Source organism: Paenibacillus sp. B1-35, assembly GCF_050474385.1.
GTDB lineage: Bacteria > Bacillota > Bacilli > Paenibacillales > Paenibacillaceae > Paenibacillus_B > Paenibacillus_B alvei.
The window spans coordinates 138,775-160,410 of record NZ_JBCHVJ010000005.1 but is presented as its reverse complement, the minus strand read 5'-3'; the positions used below and the strand labels follow the sequence as shown (position 1 = coordinate 160,410).

20 protein-coding genes are annotated in these 21,636 nt (G+C 48.5%); all 20 read left to right on the top strand.

All coding sequences use genetic code 11. The features are described 5' to 3' along the window. Nucleotides 1-5 precede the first annotated feature (5 nt). The 20 genes from ACQ5BJ_RS17400 to fabZ all read left to right on the top strand — a co-directional run bounded on the left by ACQ5BJ_RS17400 (nucleotide 6) and on the right by fabZ (nucleotide 21,606). Nucleotides 6-1,106 carry an NADH-quinone oxidoreductase subunit D gene (locus tag ACQ5BJ_RS17400; protein ID WP_005544808.1) on the top strand — a complete coding sequence of 367 codons (1,101 nt, stop codon included), beginning with the start codon at nucleotides 6-8 and terminating at the stop codon, nucleotides 1,104-1,106. Beyond that, nucleotides 1,106-2,116 carry an NADH-quinone oxidoreductase subunit NuoH gene (gene nuoH, locus ACQ5BJ_RS17395; RefSeq protein ID WP_005544807.1) on the top strand — a complete coding sequence of 337 codons (1,011 nt, stop codon included), beginning with the start codon at nucleotides 1,106-1,108 and terminating at the stop codon, nucleotides 2,114-2,116. The genes ACQ5BJ_RS17400 and nuoH overlap by 1 nt, the downstream gene beginning before the upstream one ends. A 16-nt stretch (nucleotides 2,117-2,132) precedes the next feature. Continuing rightward, on the top strand, nucleotides 2,133-2,585 hold the full coding sequence (gene nuoI, locus ACQ5BJ_RS17390) for an NADH-quinone oxidoreductase subunit NuoI (RefSeq protein WP_005544806.1): 453 nt from the start codon (nucleotides 2,133-2,135) through the stop codon (nucleotides 2,583-2,585). Further along, complete coding sequence (locus tag ACQ5BJ_RS17385; protein WP_005544805.1) at nucleotides 2,578-3,105, top strand: NADH-quinone oxidoreductase subunit J; 528 nt, start codon at nucleotides 2,578-2,580, stop codon at nucleotides 3,103-3,105. Before nuoI ends, ACQ5BJ_RS17385 begins: the two co-directional genes overlap by 8 nt. Next, the gene (gene nuoK, locus ACQ5BJ_RS17380) at nucleotides 3,102-3,413 is read left to right on the top strand and encodes an NADH-quinone oxidoreductase subunit NuoK (protein WP_021257164.1); all 312 of its coding nucleotides are present in this window, start codon (nucleotides 3,102-3,104) and stop codon (nucleotides 3,411-3,413) included. Before ACQ5BJ_RS17385 ends, nuoK begins: the two co-directional genes overlap by 4 nt. Nucleotides 3,414-3,433: 20 nt before the next feature. Then, nucleotides 3,434-5,332 carry an NADH-quinone oxidoreductase subunit L gene (gene nuoL / locus ACQ5BJ_RS17375; RefSeq protein ID WP_262866485.1) on the top strand — a complete coding sequence of 633 codons (1,899 nt, stop codon included), beginning with the start codon at nucleotides 3,434-3,436 and terminating at the stop codon, nucleotides 5,330-5,332. Then, the gene (locus ACQ5BJ_RS17370) at nucleotides 5,333-6,943 is read left to right on the top strand and encodes a complex I subunit 4 family protein (RefSeq protein ID WP_005544801.1); all 1,611 of its coding nucleotides are present in this window, start codon (nucleotides 5,333-5,335) and stop codon (nucleotides 6,941-6,943) included. A gap of 4 nt (nucleotides 6,944-6,947) precedes the next feature. Beyond that, a complete protein-coding gene (locus tag ACQ5BJ_RS17365; RefSeq protein ID WP_005544800.1) occupies nucleotides 6,948-8,501 on the top strand; it encodes an NADH-quinone oxidoreductase subunit N in 1,554 nt (517 codons plus the stop codon). A gap of 383 nt (nucleotides 8,502-8,884) precedes the next feature. Continuing rightward, entirely contained in the window at nucleotides 8,885-11,767 is a 2,883-nt protein-coding gene (locus tag ACQ5BJ_RS17360) for a S8 family serine peptidase (protein ID WP_268620986.1), read from the top strand. A 12-nt stretch (nucleotides 11,768-11,779) separates the two neighbouring features. Next, on the top strand, nucleotides 11,780-12,040 hold the full coding sequence (locus ACQ5BJ_RS17355; protein ID WP_005544798.1) for a DUF1146 family protein: 261 nt from the start codon (nucleotides 11,780-11,782) through the stop codon (nucleotides 12,038-12,040). A 296-nt stretch (nucleotides 12,041-12,336) separates the two neighbouring features. Next, the gene (gene murA / locus ACQ5BJ_RS17350; RefSeq protein ID WP_193372987.1) at nucleotides 12,337-13,665 is read left to right on the top strand and encodes a UDP-N-acetylglucosamine 1-carboxyvinyltransferase; all 1,329 of its coding nucleotides are present in this window, start codon (nucleotides 12,337-12,339) and stop codon (nucleotides 13,663-13,665) included. Nucleotides 13,666-13,969: 304 nt separating this feature from the next. After that, on the top strand, nucleotides 13,970-15,145 hold the full coding sequence (gene spoIID / locus ACQ5BJ_RS17345; RefSeq protein ID WP_268620987.1) for a stage II sporulation protein D: 1,176 nt from the start codon (nucleotides 13,970-13,972) through the stop codon (nucleotides 15,143-15,145). Nucleotides 15,146-15,404: 259 nt separating this feature from the next. After that, nucleotides 15,405-16,103: a peptidoglycan DD-metalloendopeptidase family protein gene (locus tag ACQ5BJ_RS17340; protein WP_412071032.1), complete on the top strand. Its 699-nt coding sequence runs from the start codon at nucleotides 15,405-15,407 to the stop codon at nucleotides 16,101-16,103. Nucleotides 16,104-16,458: 355 nt separating this feature from the next. Beyond that, entirely contained in the window at nucleotides 16,459-16,746 is a 288-nt protein-coding gene (spoIIID, locus tag ACQ5BJ_RS17335) for a sporulation transcriptional regulator SpoIIID (RefSeq protein ID WP_021257153.1), read from the top strand. Nucleotides 16,747-16,914: 168 nt separating this feature from the next. After that, the gene (locus ACQ5BJ_RS17330; RefSeq protein WP_005544792.1) at nucleotides 16,915-17,913 is read left to right on the top strand and encodes a rod shape-determining protein; all 999 of its coding nucleotides are present in this window, start codon (nucleotides 16,915-16,917) and stop codon (nucleotides 17,911-17,913) included. Between the two features lie 45 nt (nucleotides 17,914-17,958). Beyond that, nucleotides 17,959-18,840 (top strand): flagellar hook-basal body protein, encoded by an 882-nt coding sequence (locus ACQ5BJ_RS17325; protein ID WP_163978476.1) that lies wholly within the window; start codon nucleotides 17,959-17,961, stop codon nucleotides 18,838-18,840. A 23-nt stretch (nucleotides 18,841-18,863) separates the two neighbouring features. Further along, nucleotides 18,864-19,688 (top strand): flagellar hook-basal body protein, encoded by an 825-nt coding sequence (locus ACQ5BJ_RS17320; protein ID WP_005544788.1) that lies wholly within the window; start codon nucleotides 18,864-18,866, stop codon nucleotides 19,686-19,688. Between the two features lie 17 nt (nucleotides 19,689-19,705). Continuing rightward, complete coding sequence (locus ACQ5BJ_RS17315) at nucleotides 19,706-20,167, top strand: DNA-directed RNA polymerase subunit beta (RefSeq protein WP_005544787.1); 462 nt, start codon at nucleotides 19,706-19,708, stop codon at nucleotides 20,165-20,167. Between the two features lie 185 nt (nucleotides 20,168-20,352). After that, on the top strand, nucleotides 20,353-20,892 hold the full coding sequence (locus ACQ5BJ_RS17310; protein WP_005544785.1) for a CDP-alcohol phosphatidyltransferase family protein: 540 nt from the start codon (nucleotides 20,353-20,355) through the stop codon (nucleotides 20,890-20,892). A gap of 282 nt (nucleotides 20,893-21,174) precedes the next feature. After that, nucleotides 21,175-21,606 carry a 3-hydroxyacyl-ACP dehydratase FabZ gene (gene fabZ, locus ACQ5BJ_RS17305; protein WP_005544783.1) on the top strand — a complete coding sequence of 144 codons (432 nt, stop codon included), beginning with the start codon at nucleotides 21,175-21,177 and terminating at the stop codon, nucleotides 21,604-21,606. Nucleotides 21,607-21,636: the final 30 nt, after the last annotated feature.

Below are 21,636 nucleotides of genomic sequence, written 5' to 3'. Positions count from 1 at the left end.
CACCCGTGATTCGCACAGAAGAATTGCTGCTTAATGTTGGGCCGCAGCACCCGAGTACGCACGGTGTATTCCGCATCGTCGTCAAGCTGGACGGTGAGGTCATTACGGAAGCAACTCCAGTAATGGGTTACCTGCATCGCGGTACGGAGAAGCTTGCGGAAAGCTTGAATTATACACAGATTATTCCTTATACAGACCGTATGGATTATGTCTCTGCCATGACGAACAATTATGTACTGGTTCATGCGGTAGAGAAGATGATGCAATTGGAGATTCCTGAAAAGGCCGAATTTATGCGTCTTATCGTGATGGAGCTTCAGCGTGTAGCCAGTCATCTTGTGTGGTGGGGCACGTATTTGCTTGATATCGGTGCGATGAGCCCATTCCTGTACGCATTCCGTGATCGTGAGATCATCATCGATCTATTCAATGAATTGTGCGGTGCTAGACTTACGTACAACTATATGCGTGTCGGCGGGGTGAAGTGGGATGCTCCTCCGGGCTGGATCGATAAAGTACGTGAGTTTCTGCCTTATATGAAAAAGCGCATGGATGAATACGATCGGCTCGTAAGTGGCAATGAAATATTTTTATCCCGTATTAAGGGAGTCGGCACTTACGATGCAGAGACCGCGATCGCCTATGGGCTTAGCGGCGCCAATCTGCGCTGTACGGGCGTAAACTGGGATTTGCGCAAAAATGAGCCTTACAGCCTGTATGATCGCTTTGAATTCGATGTCCCGCTGGGCAAAGTAGGAGATTGCTATGATCGCTATGTCATCCGTCTGGAAGAGCTGAAGCAGAGCTTGCGTATTCTGGAGCAGGCTGTAGAGCAATTTCCGAGCGAAGGAGAAACAATGGGCAAAGTCCCTCGTGTCATACGGCCGCCTGCGGGTGAGGTATATGCACGGATCGAATCGCCGCGCGGAGAAATTGGCTGCTACATCGTATCTAAGGGCAAGGCGGAGCCATTCCGGCTGAAGTTCCGCCGTCCGTCTTTTGTGAATTTGCAAATACTGCCGAAGCTGCTCGTAGGCGAAACGATGACGAACCTGATTACCATATTGGGCGGGATTGACATCGTCGTCGGGGAGGTGGATTGCTAGTGGGGGACTTGTTGAATCAAACACTCACGTGGCAGAATGGACTAATTTTCATCGCATGGGGAGTTGTTCTTCTACTCGTTGTCCTAGGCTTCGTAACCTATGCGATTTACTTCGAACGCAAAGTCATAGGCTGGATGCAGCTGCGTCATGGCCCTACACGAGTAGGTCCGCTTGGATTGCTGCAGACGGTTGCTGATATTTTGAAACTACTGCTTAAGGAAGACACAATACCTCGCAAGGCTGATAAAGCACTATTCATCATGGCTCCAGTCATCACGTATGTACCGGCATTTGCCGTTATAGCGACAATTCCTTATGCCGCTAACTTAGGCTTTGCCGATCTGAATGTCGGATTGTTATATTATGCTGCATTGTCCAGCATCTCTACGATTGGTATTATTTTAGGAGGATGGGCGTCCAACAACAAATACTCTCTGCTCGGCGGTATGCGCTCAGCGGCGCAAATGATAAGCTATGAAATACCTCTCGTTATTTCAGTAGCTGGTATTATCATGTTGAACGGATCGCTCAGCTTGCGTACCATAGTAGAAGGGCAAGGCAACTATTTTTGGGAATGGAACTTTATCCCGCAAATCATCGGATTCATTGTCTTTATTATCGCTGGGGTATCTGAGTTGAATCGTACCCCATTTGATTTGCCTGAGGCAGAATCAGAGCTTGTTGCGGGTTACCACGTTGAATATAGCGGTTTCCGATTCGCCTTCTTCATGTTGGCGGAATATGTGTATGTATTCGCACTTTCAGCACTGACGACGGTCTTGTTTTTAGGCGGCTGGCATCCACCGCTCCCGTTCCTCGACTTCATACCGGGGCTGCTGTGGTTCATCCTGAAATTCTCGTTCTGCGTCTTCTTCCTATTCTGGCTACGTGCAACGATGCCTCGCATACGCGTGGATCAATTGATGGGCTTTGGGTGGAAGGTGCTGCTGCCGCTTGCCCTGCTTAACGTCTTCTTGACGGCGATATACATCGAAATTTTCAACAAATAGGCTAGGGGTGAGATCCGTGAAAGGACTGTTGAAGGGTCTGGGGGTTACTTGGAAGGCGATGACGTCGAAGAAGGTCACCTACAAATACCCGGATGTTCCGCTAGAGATGCCCGATCGGTTTCGCGGCATACAGCATTTCGATCCTGATAAGTGTATCGTATGCAATCAATGTGCCCGTATCTGTCCAACGGAATGCATTTCGTTGATAGGTAAACCGAATCCGGATCCGGAGAAGAAGGGCAAAGTGATCGACACATACGATATTAACTTTGAAATTTGCATTTTGTGTGATCTATGCACGGAAGTATGTCCGACTGAAGCGATAGTCATGACGAACAATTTTGAATTGGCGACATACAGCCGTGATGATCTGTTCAAAAATTTGAATTGGCTGAACGACAACAATGTCAACATTCGTCAAGAGAACAACTCCGCCATGCCGAAGGGGGGCGCGAAGAAAAGTGTTTAACTTTTCCTTGGAATGGACAGGGGAGACAGTTGTCTTCTTCGTGCTGGCTATCTGCATTATTTCTGGTGCTGTGTTGATGCTCAATTTTTCAAAGGTTGTACATATGGTGATATCCATTGCCTTTTCCTTCTTAGGACTGGCAGGAATGTATATTTTGCTTGATGCCGAGTTTGTTGCTTTCGTGCAGGTGCTCGTCTATACGGGCGCCATATCAATTCTAATGATATTTGGTATTATGATGACCCGGCACGATAAGCAGGATGAGGCATTTGTTAAGCCGTGGAAGGAAACGCTGGCAGCAATCGGCTGTATTGCATTGTTCGGAGTGTTGTTCTTCTCCATTCGCAGCTCTGAATTCCCAGTGCACCAAGATGCTGAACTTGCACAGGACAATACGCTGAATATCGGGAAACAGATGTTTACGGAGCATGTCATTCCGTTCGAGCTGCTGTCGGTTCTGCTGACGGTCGCCTTTATCGGGGCGATCGTGCTAGCTAAAAAGGAGGCGGATGAATCTTGAGCACGATGCTTGCTTCCTTTCTGACACTTGCCGCTATTTTGTTCTGCATCGGTTTATATGGGGTACTTACCAAGCGCAACGCGGTTATCGTACTGTTATCCATTGAGCTAATGCTTAATGCAGCGAACCTGAATTTGATTGCCTTTTCGAAATACGGGGTCGTACCGAGCCTGAAGGGGCAAATTTTCTCTCTCTTTACAATTGCGATTGCAGCTGCGGAAGCGGCAATCGGTGTCGCCATCCTTATCGCGTTGTACCGGAATCGCGGAACGGCCAACGTGGACGAATTTGACGACTTGAAGAGATAATCGGTAGGGAGGATACGACAATGGAATCCGTCTTTTCGCAATTCGCATGGGCTATCCCGGTCATTCCGCTGCTCGCGTTCCTCATGCTGACGGCATTTGGCCGTCAGATGAAAGGCGCAGCCGTTCTGCTCGGCGTCATCAGCTCTCTTGCTGCGTTCGTACTGTCTGCGCTCCTCTTATGGGAGCGGGTGTCCAGCACGATGGAAGACTACACCCGAAGCTTCGATTGGATTCGCTTTGGTGACTTTCGTCTAGAGTTTGGATTCGATGTAACGAACTTGAACGCACTTATGCTCGTCATTGTGACGCTGGTCAGTTTGCTAGTAAATATATATTCCAAAGGGTATATGCATGGTGATGAGCGGCAAACGGTGTTCTATGCGTACATTGCGCTTTTTACCAGCTCGATGTTGGGGCTTGTACTGTCTCCAAATCTGCTGCAGCTCTATATCTTTTGGGAGCTTGTTGGTGTGTGCTCATTCCTGCTCGTTGGGTTCTGGTATGAGCGCCCGGCTGCACGTGCGGCCGCAAAGAAGGCGTTTATCGTCACACGGATAGGGGATGTTGGTTTATTCATTGCGCTGCTGCTTCTGTTCTGGCATATGCCAAACCACGCGCTTGATTTTACATCCATAAGCAATGTGTTCAGCAATGCAGATTCGCTAGCACAGAGCGGCATTTCTGCCGGCCTGACGACTTGGATTGCGTCTCTCATATTTGTTGGGGCGGTAGGTAAGTCGGGTCAGTTCCCGCTGCATACATGGCTTCCGGATGCGATGGAAGGGCCGACACCGATCTCAGCTCTTATCCATGCGGCTACGATGGTAGCAGCAGGTGTGTATCTGGTTGCACGGACATTTGATATTTTCCACATGTCTCCTACGGCGATGACGATTGTTGCAAGTGTGGGGGGCTTTACAGCGATCTTCGCAGCAACGATTGCAATCGCGCAGCGAGACTTGAAGCGTATTCTGGCATACTCGACGGTTAGCCAGCTTGGCTACATGATGATGGCGCTCGGTCTCGGAGCGGTAACGGCAGGTATGTTCCACTTGTTTACGCACGCCTTTTTCAAGGCGCTTCTGTTCCTTGGAGCGGGTAGCGTCATTCATGCTGTACATACACAGGATATTTTCAAGATGGGCGGCATTGGCCGCAACATGAAGGTTACCGCTTGGACATTCGGTATTGGAGCACTGGCTCTGTCCGGTATTCCTCCATTGTCCGGCTTTTGGTCCAAGGATGCGATCTTGACAGCAGCTTGGGAGCAAAATAATTGGCTATTATTTATTGTTGGTGTAATAGCTGCATTCTTTACTGCATTTTATATGGCACGTTTGTTTTTCCTTGTATTTACAGGTGAGACATCGGCAGATAGCGATGCATCCAAGGTTCATGAATCACCATTATCCATGACGATGCCTTTGATCGTGCTCAGTATACTGGCTATCGTTGCTGGTTTCATTAACACTCCGTTTGGCGGCAGTTTCGGCTCATGGTTGACTGGGGAGGAAGCGGCTGAACACGCGAATGTGATGGTGATGATAGTATCGGCGCTTATCGGTGTATTGGGTATTGGACTTGGTTATGTTATGTACGGCCCTGGCCGCAAGCGTCAAGATACGCTCGAGCAAACGGCAGCACCGCTCTATCGTTTGCTTGCCAACAAATATTATGTGGATGAACTGTATCACATTGTATTTGTACGTTCTCTTACTGGCATAGGGCTATTCCTAAAGGCGATTGATAAATGGATCATTGATGGCTTGGTTCGCTTGGTCACATGGTTTACGGTCGGTATCGGCAGAACGTCGCTGCGATTGCAAAGTGGCCAGCTTCAAACCTATGGATTAGTGTCCCTGTTTGGCTTTGTCGGAATGATTCTGCTCGTACTGGCACTTGGAAGGAGGTTCTGGTAGATGCTGAATGTTCTTTCTTCGATGCCGCTGCTAACGCTGCTGACCTTCTCGCCTTTGCTTGGGGTAATCGTATTATTGTGCATTCCCCAAGAACGAACACGTTCGATTCAAGTAACGGGCATTGTGACGACATTCGTGCCGCTTTTGCTGGCGCTTGTCATTTATGGCAATTATGATGCGCTGGAACAAGGCAAGAGCTTGGTGGAGCAACATTCATGGATTTCCATCCCGCTCAATTCCGAATTGATTGAGGGACTGAGCTCATGGGCATTCACGATACAGTATCATTTATCAATTGATTCGCTATCGCTTCCACTCGTTGTAATGACAACGATCGTAGCTTCAATGGCAGCATTTGCATCCCTATACGTGAAGAAGCGCTGGAAGTCGTATTTTATTCTATTCCTGCTGCTTGAAGTCGGTATGCTTGGCGTCTTTATGGCACGCGATCTGTTCTTATTTTTCATGTTCTTTGAATGGACACTGGTGCCGACTTATTTCCTTATTGGAATTTGGGGCTATATGCATCGCGAGAAGGCCGCAAACCAATTCCTGCTGTACAATGGTCTCGGATCCGCGCTTCTCTTGGTGGCTTTCATTATATTGACGGTGACTGCAGGCTTTGCACCTAACCCGGATATGGCTATCAATGGCCATTACGTGTATTCCGGCAATCTTGATGTCATTTTGAAAAACATTAACGATGCAGCATCATTTATCAATCAGGAGCAGAGCGGGGTATACTTGTCCGAAAGTATGCGAACCTTTGTCTTTTTCTTACTTATTGTTGCTTTTGGCGTAAAGCTCCCGATATTTCCATTCCATACCTGGATGCTGCGTGTGCACGCAGAAGCTCCGGCACCAGTTGTCATGCTGCACTCCGGAATATTGCTGAAGATGGGGGCATACGGGCTTGTACAGTTCGGAACTGCCTTGCTTCCGCATGAGACTGCAACATGGTCAGTGCTTCTGGCTGTGCTAGGCGTTATCAACGTGCTATATGGGGCTATACTCGCCTTTGTACAAAAGGAATTTAGATTAATTTTGGCTTACTCGAGTATTAGCCATATGGGCTTCGTCCTGCTTGGTATTGCGGCAATGAATGATATCGGGCTGCAGGGTGCTGTAGTACAGATGGTATCGCATGGATTCATCTCGGCGCTGTTCTTCCTGCTTGTTGGTGCATTGTTAGAAAGAACGGGAACTACGAGAATCGACGAGTTGGGTGGCTTAGCAAAGAGCATGCCGTTCTTATGCGGTATTCTTCTGTTGTCAGGCTTGGCTTCGCTTGGTTTGCCAGGCTTGTCCGGATTCGTAGCGGAGCTTCTCTCCTTGCTTGGGCTGTTCGAAACGATGAAGTGGGCTGCCATACTCGCAGCGCTTGGCATTATTTTAAGTAGTGTATATGTGCTTCGCGGGGTACTGGCTATCTCTTATGGTCCGAGAGATGAGCGCTATGCAGGCTTAAAGGATGCAAGGCTTGTCGAAGCCGTGCCGATTATGGTACTGACAGCGTGCATTATCTTAATCGGATTGTTCCCGTCGTTCGTTACGGCACCGATTGATAGTGGCGTCGAGCACGTCATCGAATTATTCAAGGTGAGGGGGTAGGCCCATGGATGCGACTACAGTTAAACTGCTGCAATTGGGCGATCTCGCACTGCTTGCACCTGAGCTGACGCTTGTTATTGCAGCGATTGTGATCTCGCTCATTGATTTGGCGCTGCCCCGTCGTGTAAATCGGGATATTATCGGGGGGCTGTCCCTGCTGGGCGTTCTGATTTCGCTCGGCTTAGTTATATGGAAGCTGTATCAACGGGTATATCTCTCAGAGGAAGCGACCCGGGCTGTGCAGCTGCTCAATCAAAGCTATCGCATAGACGATTTTGCATTATTGCTTAAAATCGTATTCCTTACTGCAACGGGACTCATCCTGCTGATGAGTATCGGAAATATACGGGAAAATGAAATCTCAAATCGCGGCGAATATTACTATTTGCTGCTGCCAGCTACACTTGGGGCGATGATGATGGCTTCTTCAGGGGATCTCATCACGCTCTATGTTGGTCTTGAACTCATAAGCATCACATCCTACATTCTTGTTGGAATTAAGAAAAATGACCGCAAGTCATCAGAGGGTGCATTCAAATATGCGGTATTGGGAAGTGTTGCGTCCGCATTTATTTTATACGGCATGTCATTCGTTTATGGCATAACCGGAAGCACGCAGCTTGGAGCGATTGCCAGAGGGCTGTCGGATCATGTGCATGCCTTTGAGCCACTTATTTATGTGAGCTTTCTGCTTATGCTGGTAGGCTTCGGGTTTAAGGTGGCAGCAGCTCCATTCCATGCCTGGTCACCGGATGTATATGCAGGTGCGCCAACACCGGTTGCAGCCTTCTTGGCGGTTGTCTCCAAAGGTGCCAGCTTGGCAATTCTATTCCGCATCTTCTACAGTCTGTACTTTGGTTTGGGCGTCAACAAGGATATGATCATCTATCACGACTTTGCCACTATTCTCTTAGTTCTGGCAGCAGTGTCGATGGTTATCGGAACGACAATGGCGCTCAAACAGTCGAATGTAAAGCGGCTTCTTGCCTTGTCTGGTATTGCGAATGCAGGTTACTTGCTTGTACCAATCGGATTGGATATGCTGGATGGTTCGTGGCATTCGTCGAATTTCTCGGAGTTCCTATTCTACTTACTGGCATACTTATTCACGACGATTGGTGCCTTCGCAGTCCATACGGTGATCGAACGTTCAGCAGGACATGACGAGATGAAGGGATATGCTGGCTTGTATTATCGTTCACCATGGCTTGCCGTAGCGATGACAGTGCTCGTGCTGTCCCTTGCAGGGATTCCAATTACGGCTGGTTTCATGGGTAAGCTGTACATCATATTCGGCGCAGCCGCCGGTCATACGGTATGGCTCGCTATATTGATGATGGTTACAGGTGTTATCTCTTTCTACTTCTACTTCGGCTTTATCCGCCAGATGTACATGCGGGCAGGGAATGAGGATGAGGTACGAATTTCAATGACACAACGAGTTGTCATCGCATTGTGCGTACTTTTCGTGCTGCTGCTCGGCGTGTTCCCAGGTTTTGTAGTTAAGGCGATTCAACAAGTCTTCTCCATTGGAGCAGACTTGCTGATCCGTATGTGATCAGGAACAACGATTCATTGGGTTGATGGCAAAGCGACTTTCCATGTTATTGAAGAATCGAAGCCTCTGTTTATGAAGAGGCTTCGATTCTTTTTTATTACATGTAGGACTACGGACTCAAATTGACCGATCTGAAAAGGAAAGAATGCCCCCACGGCGAAACTTTATAACGTTTAACGTGTAAAGTTATATTGTGTCTGTATGGATGGAGACAACGCCAAACGATGTCTGTCTTTATCTCATTCATAGTCGTAAATAAAGAGCAAGGATAGAGGTCAGGAGATATGATCGCGGAATGATTCCAATTTTCTTTCTTCCAGTGAATCGTACGTTCATAAACCTCTAGCACAGGCCTTCGGAACAAGAAGAGGATGGGATTCATTATGAAACGATTGCCTCGCGTCGTCGTGACCGGCACCATCATAGTACTTTCCAGCATGCTGCTGCTAGAATCGTCAGGCATGCGTCAAGCGATCTCGCCGATGTACGAGGTAAGTGGATTGAATGAGGCAGCACAGCACAGTTGGGAAGCTGCGGCACTTGTACCAACTGCGAATCTTGTCATCAATGAACAGCGTGACGAGAAAGCCGTCTCATGGATTATGAAGTGGAAGCAAGGATCACAGGATGACGCAATTTTGCGTCGTAGTATTGTGGAGTCAGAGCAGAAATCAGTAGGGATCATGGTCGTTCGTCCTAAGGAATCAGAGCAGCCGGATGCTTGGCTGCGCGATGCGAAGCGATCGAATGATATTGAATACATCGAACCGAATCACACGGTTCATACGCTGCAGTCAGTTGTAAAGCCGAATGATACCTTATATAGCCAGCAGCATTATTTGCAGCAGATAGGGATCGAAGCGGCGTGGGGACGGACACGGAGCAATCTGTCTACGACAATTGCGCTTGTCGACACGGGGGTCGACTTTAACCACCCGGATTTGAAGCCAAACTTAGTGAAGGGGATTAACCTGCTGGATTCGGGCATCCCTCAAGATGATAACGGTCATGGCACCAGTGTTGCCGGGGTTATTGCGGCTATCGGCAATAATAGTAAAGGTACAACCGGAATTGTATGGTCAGCTAAAATAATGCCGATCAAAGCACTCGATGCTAGGGGATATGGCGATGAGGATAAATTAGGGGCCGGGATTTTATATGCTGTTGATCATGGCGCCAAAATCGTGGTCATGTCAGTCGGACTCTACCGCTATTCGAAATACATGGAGGAAATTGTGAATTATGCTGAGCAGAAGGGGGTTCTGCTCATTGCAGCTACTGGTAACGACGGTACTCGCTATGGAGAGAAAATTGCGGTTAAATATCCAGCCGCTTATCCTACGGTGCTCGCCATCGGCGGCAATAACAATCACCAGCGGGTGGAGCCGCGTTCAAACACTGGTCCGGAGGTAGATCTTGTTGCGCCGTGGCATGTGTTTACGACCGCATTAGGCGGGGGCTATGCTGCTGAAGAAGGAACCTCGATGGCTGCTCCTCAAGTGGCAGGAGTAGCGGCATTGCTGTGGAGCCAATACCCTGAGCTGAAACCATATCAAATTCGCCAGCATTTGCGGAAAACAGCGAAGGATATCGAGGCGAAAGGCTGGGACGAGCTTAGCGGCTATGGAATGCTTCGTGCAGACCAAGCGTTATTAACGCCAATAGAGCAAGATCCATTCGGAACGAATACGAGTCGCGAAAAGGCGAGAGTGTTCCCGATAGACACTTCGCTGGCGGCAGAAATAAACGGAAAGAAGAAGGATAATTGGTTCGTTGTTGATGCTCCCTATGATGGAACTCTAGAGCTGAATCTGCAGCGAATTCAAGGATCAAGCAAAATCGGAATTACACATTTTGCTGGCAATAACCGTACAGGTAAGGCTTATAGCTACTCTAGCAATAAGCCGCTAGCTGTTCCCGTGAAGAAGGGAAAGAATGTCTTCCGATTTTACGCAGAGGATGCGGGTGCTGCGGTCGCATACAAATTATCGTCACGTTTCCTTATTTATGAGGATCCGTTCGAGCCGAATGATAAGCAGTTTCAAGCCTTTGCACTTCCTGCTCGGACACAGGATATTGTAGGCACATTCAGTCATGCATCTGACTTCGATTGGTACTCGATTCAACTGCCGACGAAGGCAACACTTCGGTTGAAACTGGATACGGACACTGTTCGTATTGATCCAGCAATGGAGATTCGTGGCTCGCATATGGATACACGCTGGGTAGATGAACAGAAAGAAGGTCAGGCTGAGTCGGTTGTTCTTCCTGATTTACCTGCGGGCAAGTATTATATTTTGGTACAGAATGCGGTAACCGCACGACCGGAAGCCGTAGCAGGAGAATATAAGCTGCATATCGATTATGTGACGCAATTTACGGATTCAAATGAACCGAATGATAAGGTGTATGAGGCTATCACCATGAGTGAAGGAACGGAATATAAAGGGGTCTTTCATGAGGATACTGATGTTGATTGGTTCCAATGGAATGTGAAGGAGCAGACGTACGGCCGTTTCCGAGTAGTGAATGTACCTTCTAACCGTGTGGTGACAATGTCTGTTCTTTCAAGGGAACAGAAGGTGATTGCCTCCGCACGCAATCGATTGGGTGAGACCTCTCTTGAGATAGGCACTCAGTTAGAACCAAGTACGTACTACGTACGATTGACGACCAGTGATAAGTTTGATACGCAATTCTATTCCTTGTCTGTAAAGGCTGAGCCGCTAGTAGCTGGCTTCCGTGATATTGGTCAACATTGGGCTAAGGATTCGATCGTTCGTGCGGTCAAGGCAGGCTGGATTAACGGCTATCCTGAAGCGGAGTTTGGACCGGATCGTCCTATCACACGAGCGGAGGCGGCTTCGATCATGGCAAATGCGTTCAAGCTCAGCTCTAAGGGGAAGCAGTCGCCATCTTTTAAGGACGTGACTTCAAAGCATTGGGCTTATTCAGCAGTTTCGCGGGTTACGAGTGCAGGCATTGCTGGAGGCGTCGGCGGCCAGCGCTTTGCACCGGATCAAAAGGTGAAACGCTCAGAGATGGCGGTGATGATAGGGAATGCCTTGCACCTCAAGGCAGGGGTGATTAGTGCTCCTCCATTTGCAGATGTCTCTGTAGGGCATTGGGCAGCTCCTATGCTGGCTGAGATGAAACGCAAGGGATATGTTCGCGGTTATAAAGGGAATACGTTCGAGCCAAATCGCGAAGCAACACGGGCTGAGTTTGCAGCGATGCTCCTCGTTGCCATAGACAAGAAAACGTAAGGAGGGGTTAAAGTGGGCGGAAATGAAACATGGACACAGGTCACCTCGTCTGTAGGTTGGAGCGGTGCTGTTCAAATGATAATTACATTGCTGTGCATTGCACTTGCATGGTGGGCACTGCAAAACGTAAAAATTGATTTGTTCATTCGGCACCCGCAAAGCCCACAAGGCAAAATGGTTCATTTACTATTAGCCATTATAGTCGGCCGAGCAGTGGCTCATTTTTTTGTCGATTATTGGAGTTGGACACAATCATTACGTTTTTTGTTTTGAATCATTCAGGAATGGTTAAGAGGAAATGGACGGCGGTACACCGACGGGGTTCAAACCGTTATGTTTATATGATGAGGCCCCGTCCGACAAGGGTTTAAGCACTTGTCGAATAACATCGAATGAAGATGTCAACACTGGATGATAGCCCCAAGGAAAATGTGGAAGGGTCTATCGAAAAATATCGCTTGTCCATAGCTGTGATGCAGTGGTATGATGTAGTTTGGAAATCAAAAGAACGTACCATTTTTTACAGAAATATGGATAATGGGGCGAAATAAAGCGCGGAGGGAAACATGATGAGCAAATTTATCGTCCGCGGAGGCAACCGATTGATGGGTACAGTGCGTGTTAGTGGCGCGAAGAATTCTGTGCTTCCGATCATCGCTGCTTCGTTACTGGGAGAAAAAGGCGTTAGCGTTATTTGCGATGCACCTCCACTTGACGATGTGAAAACGATACACAATGTACTGGAAAAATTAGGTGCAAGCCTTACATATTCCAACGAAACTATTCATGTGAATGCGGAGAACCTTCATTCCTATGAAGCTCCATATGAGTTGGTGCGTAAGATGCGAGCATCGTTCCTCGTCATGGGCCCGTTGCTGGCTCGCGCAGGACAGGCGCGTATTTCTTTGCCTGGCGGATGCGCTATTGGAACTCGTCCGATCGATCAGCATTTGAAAGGCTTTGAAGCCATGGGTGCGGTTATTGGTCTCGGACAAGGATATATTGAAGCGAAAGTGGACGGCCGACTGAAGGGCGCTAAGATTTACTTGGATGTTGCGAGTGTCGGTGCGACGGAAAATATTATGATGGCGGCTACATTGGCCGAAGGTACGACAATTATTGAAAATGCAGCTCGTGAGCCGGAAATCGTCGACTTGGCGAACTATCTGAACAAGATGGGAGCAGTCGTTCGCGGAGCAGGAACAGGCGTTATTCGCATTGAAGGTGTGGATCATCTGCAAGGTGCTGAGCATACAGTAATCCCTGATCGTGTCGAAGCGGGAACTTATATGGTTGCTGCTGCGATGACAGGCGGAGATGTGTATGTGGAAGGTGCAATTGCGGATCACCTTGGCCCCGTTATTGCGAAGATGGAAGAGATGGGCATTACAATCGAGCCGGATGAGAATGGCATTCGCGTACGCGCGGAACAGCCGCTGAAGGCTGTAGATGTCAAGACGCTTCCATACCCTGGATTTCCAACAGACATGCAGTCGCAGATGATGGCATTGCTGCTTGCAGCGGAAGGAACATCTGTTGTTACGGAAACGGTATTCGAAAACCGCTTCATGCATGTGGATGAGTTCAACCTGATGAATGCCAATATTAAGGTTGAAGGACGTACTTCTGTGGTAACAGGACCAGCGAAGCTGAAAGGCGCTAAGGTAACGGCAACTGACCTACGTGCTGGTGCAGCGCTGATCTGTGCAGGCTTGATCGCTGAAGGCACGACAGAAGTTGGGGGCGTTCATCATATTGATCGCGGTTATGTGCACTTGGCGGAGAAATTGTCTGCGCTTGGAGCGGACATCTATCGTGTGAATATGACGGAAAAGCCACAAGAAACGAAAGAAGAGAAGGTAGAAGGTGTTTTCCAAACTCAGCCAACTTGGGCGTAAGCCTATGTCGAGAAGGCTAGAGAAGGAGCCTCCATCTGGATTATATATAGACAATAGCATCGATACAAATGGTGTACCGACTAGACAAAAAGCCGCCTCATAAAGAGGAGGCTTTTTTGCATATAGGATACATAATTCTAAAGTCTGGGATCCTTTCTAAATGCAAACGATAGATAAATGGTTATCCGGTTCTGTCCTCTCTCAAAAAAGCATAGGGTAGAAGAAAGAGGATTGACTCTGCTCTATTTGTGAAATGCTAGAAATGAAGAGAGGGTTCTTCCGTGGGAGAGGAGGAGAGAGTCGGATGGCAATGCAGCCGATGTTGAACGCGCAGGCGCGACGGCTCGCCCGCTGGCTGAAGCCGCGCCTGGGCTTTCGCGGCAGGGGGCGATGGGGCATGCGCAGGCGCCCCCTGCCGCTGCTAGCGCGCACCGCCCTATGGGCTGGCGCGCTTATCGCGCTCGCGCTGCTCGTGCCGCTCCTGCTGGTGCAAGAGCACCAGCAGGAGAAGGACACGAGCGTGCGCAGCGAGCGCACGGCGCCGCAGGCGCAAAAGGAGTCGCCAGGCATAGCGGCGGCGCAGCCCATGGTGCGCGTGTACCTGAGCGGCACGCGCCAAATTGAGAGCATCGCGCTGGAGCAGTACGTGCGCGGCGTCCTGGCGGCAGAGATGCCGAGCAGCTTTGAGCTCGAAGCGCTCAAGGCGCAAGCGATAGCCGCCCGCACGTACATCATGCGCCGCTTGCTGGCGAAGGATGCAAGCGGCGCACCAGAGGGGGCCGACGTGACAAACACCGTCGCCCATCAGGCTTACAAACCGCTCGCGGAGATGAAGCGGCTACCGAAGGATGCCGCGGCGAAGCTGAGCCGCGCCGTGGAAGAGACGAAGGATCTCATTATTACGTATGAGGGTAAACCGATTATGGCTGCCTTTTTCTCGACAAGCAATGGATATACCGAAAATGCAGAGGATTACTGGGGGAGCCCGATCCCATACTTAAAAAGTGTGCCGAGTCCTTGGGACGAGCGGGTCGCTCCGAAATATGCGGAACGCACTACTTTTCAAATGAATAACCTGCTGTCAGAGCTTGGGGTATCGGCACAAGCATTGAAGCTGAAATCAGATGGTGGAACAACTGGCAAGACAGCTTCCATTCAAGGGATTGGGAATCAGCTTCGCATTGTATCTCGAACGGTTGGCAAGCGGGTGCGTCAGGTTCAGATTGGATCAGAACATTTTACAGGACGAGAGATTCGAGAGAAGCTTGGACTGCGATCAAGCGCATTCGATTGGAGTGTAGACAATGACAAGTTGGTCATTACCACATATGGATTCGGGCATGGCGTAGGCATGAGCCAGTATGGGGCGCAGGGGATGGCCAAGGAAGGCGCGACAGCCGAGCAAATTGTAACCTACTATTATAATGATGTGAAACTGGACAAAGCTTCGAAGTTAGCAGCAGGCCGGCTGAGAAACTGAGCTGCATTACAGGGATTCGCCGCTGGGCAGAGGCGATACGAGCCATTCTCAGAAGGGAGCTAGACTAGGCTTTCTAGCCCTGCTAGCTTCATATCTTAAAAATTAGCATTTCTACGTATAAAAGTACTAGCCTCGGTAACAATGGTTACTGAGGTGATCACAAATGAGTGAACAAAACCAAAATCAAAACTCAAAAAACAAATCAACGATGAATACATCTACGACAAGCACAGCAAATCCGTCTGAAGCCTCCAAATCAATGCATGGGACGCAAGCGGTTCACACATCCTCATGGAGAAAGCTGTTGTCGAAGAAATGGGTATTCCCCGCTTTGTACATGGCCGCAGCAGCAATTATCCTAACTCTAGTCTGGGTCTATCAAGACTTGAACCACAAACCGCTCGACCCAAACAAGGATGCGACGCAAGCAGAGCAGACGATGAAGCAAGGCAACACAACAGCAGGAACGGCAACAGGAGCCAAGGAAGAAGCAGTCGAAGTTGTGGCAACAAACGAAACACTCGGTTGGCCGGTGGCGAACGCTGGGGATGTAGATGTCGTTATGCCGTACTATGACGAGAAGGCTTCCAAGGAAGAACAGGCCGCGGCAATGGTGCAGTACAAGCAAACGTTTACGCCGAATGTAGGTATCGACTTGGCACGCAAGGACAAGCAGACATTTGATGTGCTGGCAGCTATGAGTGGTAAAGTAACACGTGCCGAGCAGCATTCAACGAATGGATTTGTCGTAGAGCTGGATCATGGCAATGGCATGAAAACGGTCTATCAAAGCTTGGCTGATGTGAAAGTGAAGCTTGGCGATACCGTGAAGAAGGGTGACGCGCTTGCCTCTGCAGGCCGCAGCGAACTAGAGAAGGAACTGGGCGTTCATGTTCACTTTGAAGTGTACAATGAGAACAAGCCAGTCAACCCGACATCGGTTCTGGTTAAAAACTAATACGGTTGAACTGGTAACAACGGGCGAATGTCTTTAGGACATTTGCCCGTTTTTATATTTTTGGTCGGGGAGGAAATCGCATCAGAAATGATCGCTTTTCGAAAAAAATTTTTTGCTCGTTTGAATTTGGATATGAACCATCTCGTCCACAATTTTGAAAGCATCAGAAATACCGCTTTGACTAAGCTTTTTTTCCTGCCTTTTCTTCGGATAGGTGATTCCGTTATCCATCTTGTCCACTGTCAGCCTTGGCAAAAATATTGGCTAAGCCAAGCTTGTCAGGCTTGGTTATAACGCATAAGTGTGCGACCCCCTCATATAATGTACCAATTAAACCGAGTAGGGAGGCGGGAACGTGCACGACTACATCAAAGAACGGACCATCAAAATCGGCCGCTGCATCGTCGAAACGAAGCATACGGTTCGTACTATCGCCAAAGAGTTCGGCGTGTCCAAAAGCACGGTGCACAAAGATTTGACCGAACGGCTGCCTGAGATCAACCCCGATTTGGCTGATCAGGTGAAGCACATTCTCGAATATCATAAGTCCGTTCGTCACTTGCGTGGTGGGGAAGCAACGAAGATAAAATATAAGAAAACCACTTCAAAAAAACGTGAGGTGATGACGGCCGGTAAATCCTAACCCCCCACCCCATTCCAATAACTTTTTAAAATGTGAGCTGCCTTCCAATCTGTCATTGAACGTAGCAGAGAAAGTATGATATGGTAAACGATGAGTAAATATTTTGCAGAAAACGGTCGTAATTTCTCGATTTGGACATGAAAAATGAATGTGGAGGCTCTCGAACTTATGCTTAGCAAGGATATTGGAATCGACTTGGGAACGGCGAACGTTCTCATCCATGTCAAGGGGAAGGGGGTCGTCTTGAACGAGCCTTCGGTTGTAGCAATCGAAAGCGATTCAAAGCGAGTCCTCGCCGTGGGTGAAGAAGCCCACAGAATGGTTGGACGGACACCGGGTAATATTGTCCCTATACGCCCGCTTAGAGACGGAGTCATTGCTGACTTCGAGGTAACGGAAGCAATGCTGAAGCACTTTATTTCACGTGTCGGCGGTCGCAAATGGTACTCGCATCCACGAATTCTAATTTGCGCGCCGACGAACATTACTTCTGTTGAACAGAAGGCAATTCGTGAAGCGGCTGAGAAGAGCGGTGCCAAGGATGTTTTCTTGGAAGAAGAACCGAAGGCGGCGGCAATTGGCGCAGGGATGGATATTTTCCAACCAAGCGGCAATATGGTTGTTGACATCGGCGGCGGAACGACAGACGTGGCGGTATTGTCCATGGGAGACATCGTTACCGCCTCTTCTATTAAAATTGCTGGGGACAAGTTCGACAGCTCCATCATGAAATATATTAAGTCTAAGTATAAGTTGTTGATTGGGGAGCGTACATCTGAAGATATTAAGATCAACATTGGAACGGTGCGCGAAGGTGGACAACGGGAAATGGATATCCGTGGGCGTGACATGGTATCTGGCCTTCCATACACGGTTACAATCACATCCGATGAAGTTCGTGAAGCCTTGTGGGATCCAATCTCGTCGATTATCGCGGCTGCGAAATCGGTATTGGAACGGACACCGCCGGAACTGTCGGCGGATATTATCGATCGCGGCGTCATTTTGACTGGCGGCGGAGCACTTCTTGACGGATTGGACGAGCTAATGGCAGATGAACTGAAGGTACCAGTGCTTATAGCCGAAGATCCGATGCATTGTGTCGTGAAGGGTACAGGAATTATGCTGGACAATTTGGATAAGGTCGTTAAGAAATCATTCGTGTAATCCGATATACAAAGTATATGCTTTGATAGATCGGGAGGAAGCGACATGATTAGAGGGTTATATACGGCTGCATCGGGCATGATGACCCAGCAGCGGAGACATGATACGGTTACGAATAATATGACCAATATCAATACTCCTGGATACAAGTCGGTAACAGGAGCTGTACATTCATTTCCTGAAATGATGCTGTCCTTAATGGGTGGCGATCAAGGATCAGGACGAACCATTGGCCGTTTGAATACCGGTGTTTTTGCGGAAGAGAGCCGCATGCTGTTCAATCAAGGGGATCTGATGCAGACGAACCAATCCGGTGATTTTGCGCTGCTTGCAGATTTAAGTGTTCCGGGCGTTGCTTTTGACGCTTCAGGCAAAGGAAGAGATGGGCAAGGCAATGTTGTGTATAAGCCAGAAGCCTTCTTTACAGTGCGGGAAGGCAACGAGGTGCGTTTTACGCGGGATGGCCATTTTCGATTAAACGAGCGTCATGAGCTGACGACGGCAGACGGAGCGCTTGTGTTGAACCGGAATCAGGCGCCTATTGTATTGCCAGCCAATGTATCTCTGGATGATGTAAAGGTTAATGATGCAGGGAGAATGTACAATGTACATACAGGAACTCCGATAGTGGGAGCAGATCTGCTCGTTTCTCGCATTGAGAACCCGAATATGTTGATTCGAACAGGTAATGGGCGTTTCCGCCTAGATGCAGCGGGCGCTGGCCAAGCAACCGCGATCGCATGGACAGCGGAAGATCAGAAGCAGGTGCAAGTACAGCAAGGTTATCTAGAACGTTCCAATGTAGATCCGACCCAATCGATGGCGGACATGATGACGGCCTTCCGTGCCTATGAGGCGAATCAGAAAGTCGTACAATTCTATGATAAGACGCTGGACAAGACGGTCAATGAGGTAGGGCGCGTCTAAGCGCTTAGAATAGGAGGAACGATATGAACCAGTCTATGATTTCTGCAGCTACGTCCATGAATGGCATTCAGCGTAAGCTGGATATCGTCGCAGACAATATGGCGAATTTGAATACAAATGGTTATAAGCGCAAGTCCGCTACATTTGCCGATGTACTTACAAATGTAAGACAACATGATAAAGATTACCGTCAGCCAGGAAGAGCAACTCCAATGGGATACACGCTTGGCTACGGGGCACGATTGACTGCAATGGGCCGTGATTTCTCACAAGGTTCACTAAAGCAGACGGGTGTGAGCACTGACTTTGCGCTTGAAGGCAATGCGCTATTCGAGATCGGACTGACGAATGGCCAGTCTGCTTGGATACGAGAAGGAGCCTTCCATTATACGATAGATCCGGCTTCGAATGAAAAGGTGCTGGTAACGGCCCAAGGCGATAAGGTATTAGATAAAGACGGTGCAGAGATTCGAATTGCTCCGGATCAAGAGATACAGGTGAATGACAAGGGGCAAGTATTCGTGACGAAGAATGGCATAGTGGCGATTCCAAATCCGATTGCTACGCTGAAGGTTGTGAAGCCAATCAGCCCAGAGCTCCTGACACAGACAGAGAACAATTATTACGTAATGGCCCCTAACATGAACCGAAATGCAGTCGTTGAGGATCTTGATCTGACGGAAAATCAAACGGTTCACGTTCGACAAGGTATGATTGAGCAATCGAATGTATCGCTGATCGATGAGATGAACGATTTAATTCAAGCGCAGCGTGCGTATCAGATGTCCGCTCGTGCATTGACTTCCGGAGACGCGATGTGGGGGCTGGCGAATAACCTTCGCGCGTAAACGAAGCGGGTGAGATAATGAGTGACCAAGAAGAGAAAAACAAGAAGCTGCTCGATTATGAGTATGAGCCGCTGCAACAGGATATATCGTTAGCGCGTCTGCATCGTCCTCATTCCAGCTCCGAACACGAGGACGGGGAGACGAAGGTGAAGACCGAAACCGACGATCATTTAGAGTTGCCGGTAGCTGGCAAGCCTGCTCAGCAGCCTGTATTCGAAGAGCGGCGCAAGCAGCGTCTGCGCAAGGGCAAGGAGGCTGCTCAGACAGCCTCTGAGCAAGAGCCGGAACCTAAGCAGGAACCGGTTCGCCATTCTAAGGCAGGCAAGTGGATTTTTCGACTGGCCATTGTCCCACTATTATGCGTGCTAGCTACGTTCGGCGGAATGGTAGCCGGATTTGTCGTGCTAGGCAAGGGTTCTGTTGCAGATGCACTGAACGTCAATACATGGACACATTTGTTCCAACTTGTGTTCGGTTAAGGGAATCCCCACTTTGTGGGGATTTTTTTGTGCGTAAGGCGAAGGAAAAGAAGAAGGCAGTGATCGATTATTTCTTGAGGGGCTTTTGACCTCCTGTACCAGGCTATAAAGTTTCATTTTTGTTTTGGGGCATGTATAATGAGTTGGAGGAACATTGAAAATGGGGGGAACTGGGGGTTTTGAGGTTGAATTTACCGAATATGTTAACGATGTTTCGATTCGTTCTCATCCCCGTTTATATGGCTTTGTTCTTCATCGGTGAGCGATACGCTGCATTCGGTGTCTGGCTGCTGGCCGGACTGACTGATATTATGGACGGGTATATCGCACGCAAGTATAATTTAGTAACGAATATCGGCATGATGCTGGATCCATTGGCAGATAAGCTAATGATGTTGACCGTCATGTTTTCTTTGCTGTGGTCTGGAGATATGCCCTGGACGGCTGCGGTAGCGATGCTGATTCGGGATGCAGGAATGATTGCGTGCTCAGCTTTATTTCATTTTAAAGGAAAGAAAACAGTTCCAGCTAATTGGATGGGGAAATTGACGACAGTCTTCTATTATATCGCGATTCTATTCGTCTACTTCCAATGGAATTATGCAGTCCAACTGTTATGGGCGGTAATCCTATTTTCATTTATCACATCGTTTATGTACGCGCTCTTGTTTATTCGAATTAATCGTAAGATAGAAGTCGAAAATGAGATCTCAAATCGTTTGTGAGGGGAATAGGTTTGTTGACTGTGAAGGGTTGAAAATCTTTACATTGGCTACGGCTTGTTATGATGTGCTATGGGGTCATGTAAGGAGGGCAACTTATGTTGCAGCAGAATGACATTGATAGAAGTTGTACATTCTGATTTTAAGAAGAGAGCCCCTCTGACAGCAATAGCTGTAAGAGGAGCCCCTTATCTCAACCTTCAAGCCTGCAGTCATGAAGGATGATCTTAGTTATTGACGTATAGCTGCCGTAATATACGTATAGGAAGAGAGGAGTAAGTCACCATGTTATCCATTGAACAAATTCAGGAAATTATTCCGCATCGTTATCCATTCCTGCTCGTTGATCGCATTCTTGAAGTAGAAGAAGGTAAACGTGCCGTCGGAATTAAGAATGTAACGATGAACGAACCGCATTTTGCAGGCCACTTTCCAGGTTATCCGGTTATGCCGGGAGTTCTGATTGTTGAAGCGCTTGCACAGGTAGGTGCGGTTGCTATGTTGAAAATGGAGCAGAATCAAGGGAAGCTTGCCTTTTTTGCTGGAATTGATAATTTCCGTTTTCGTGGTCAAGTCGTGCCGGGTGACACACTGACACTAACAGTAGAAATCACACGATTGAAGGGTACGATTGGGAAAGGACAGGCAACAGCAAAGGTAGGAGATAAGGTCGTAGCTGAAGGTGAATTGATGTTTGCATTGTCGGATCGAGAATAGAATACAAATTACGCGGGTTTTGTTGCAATG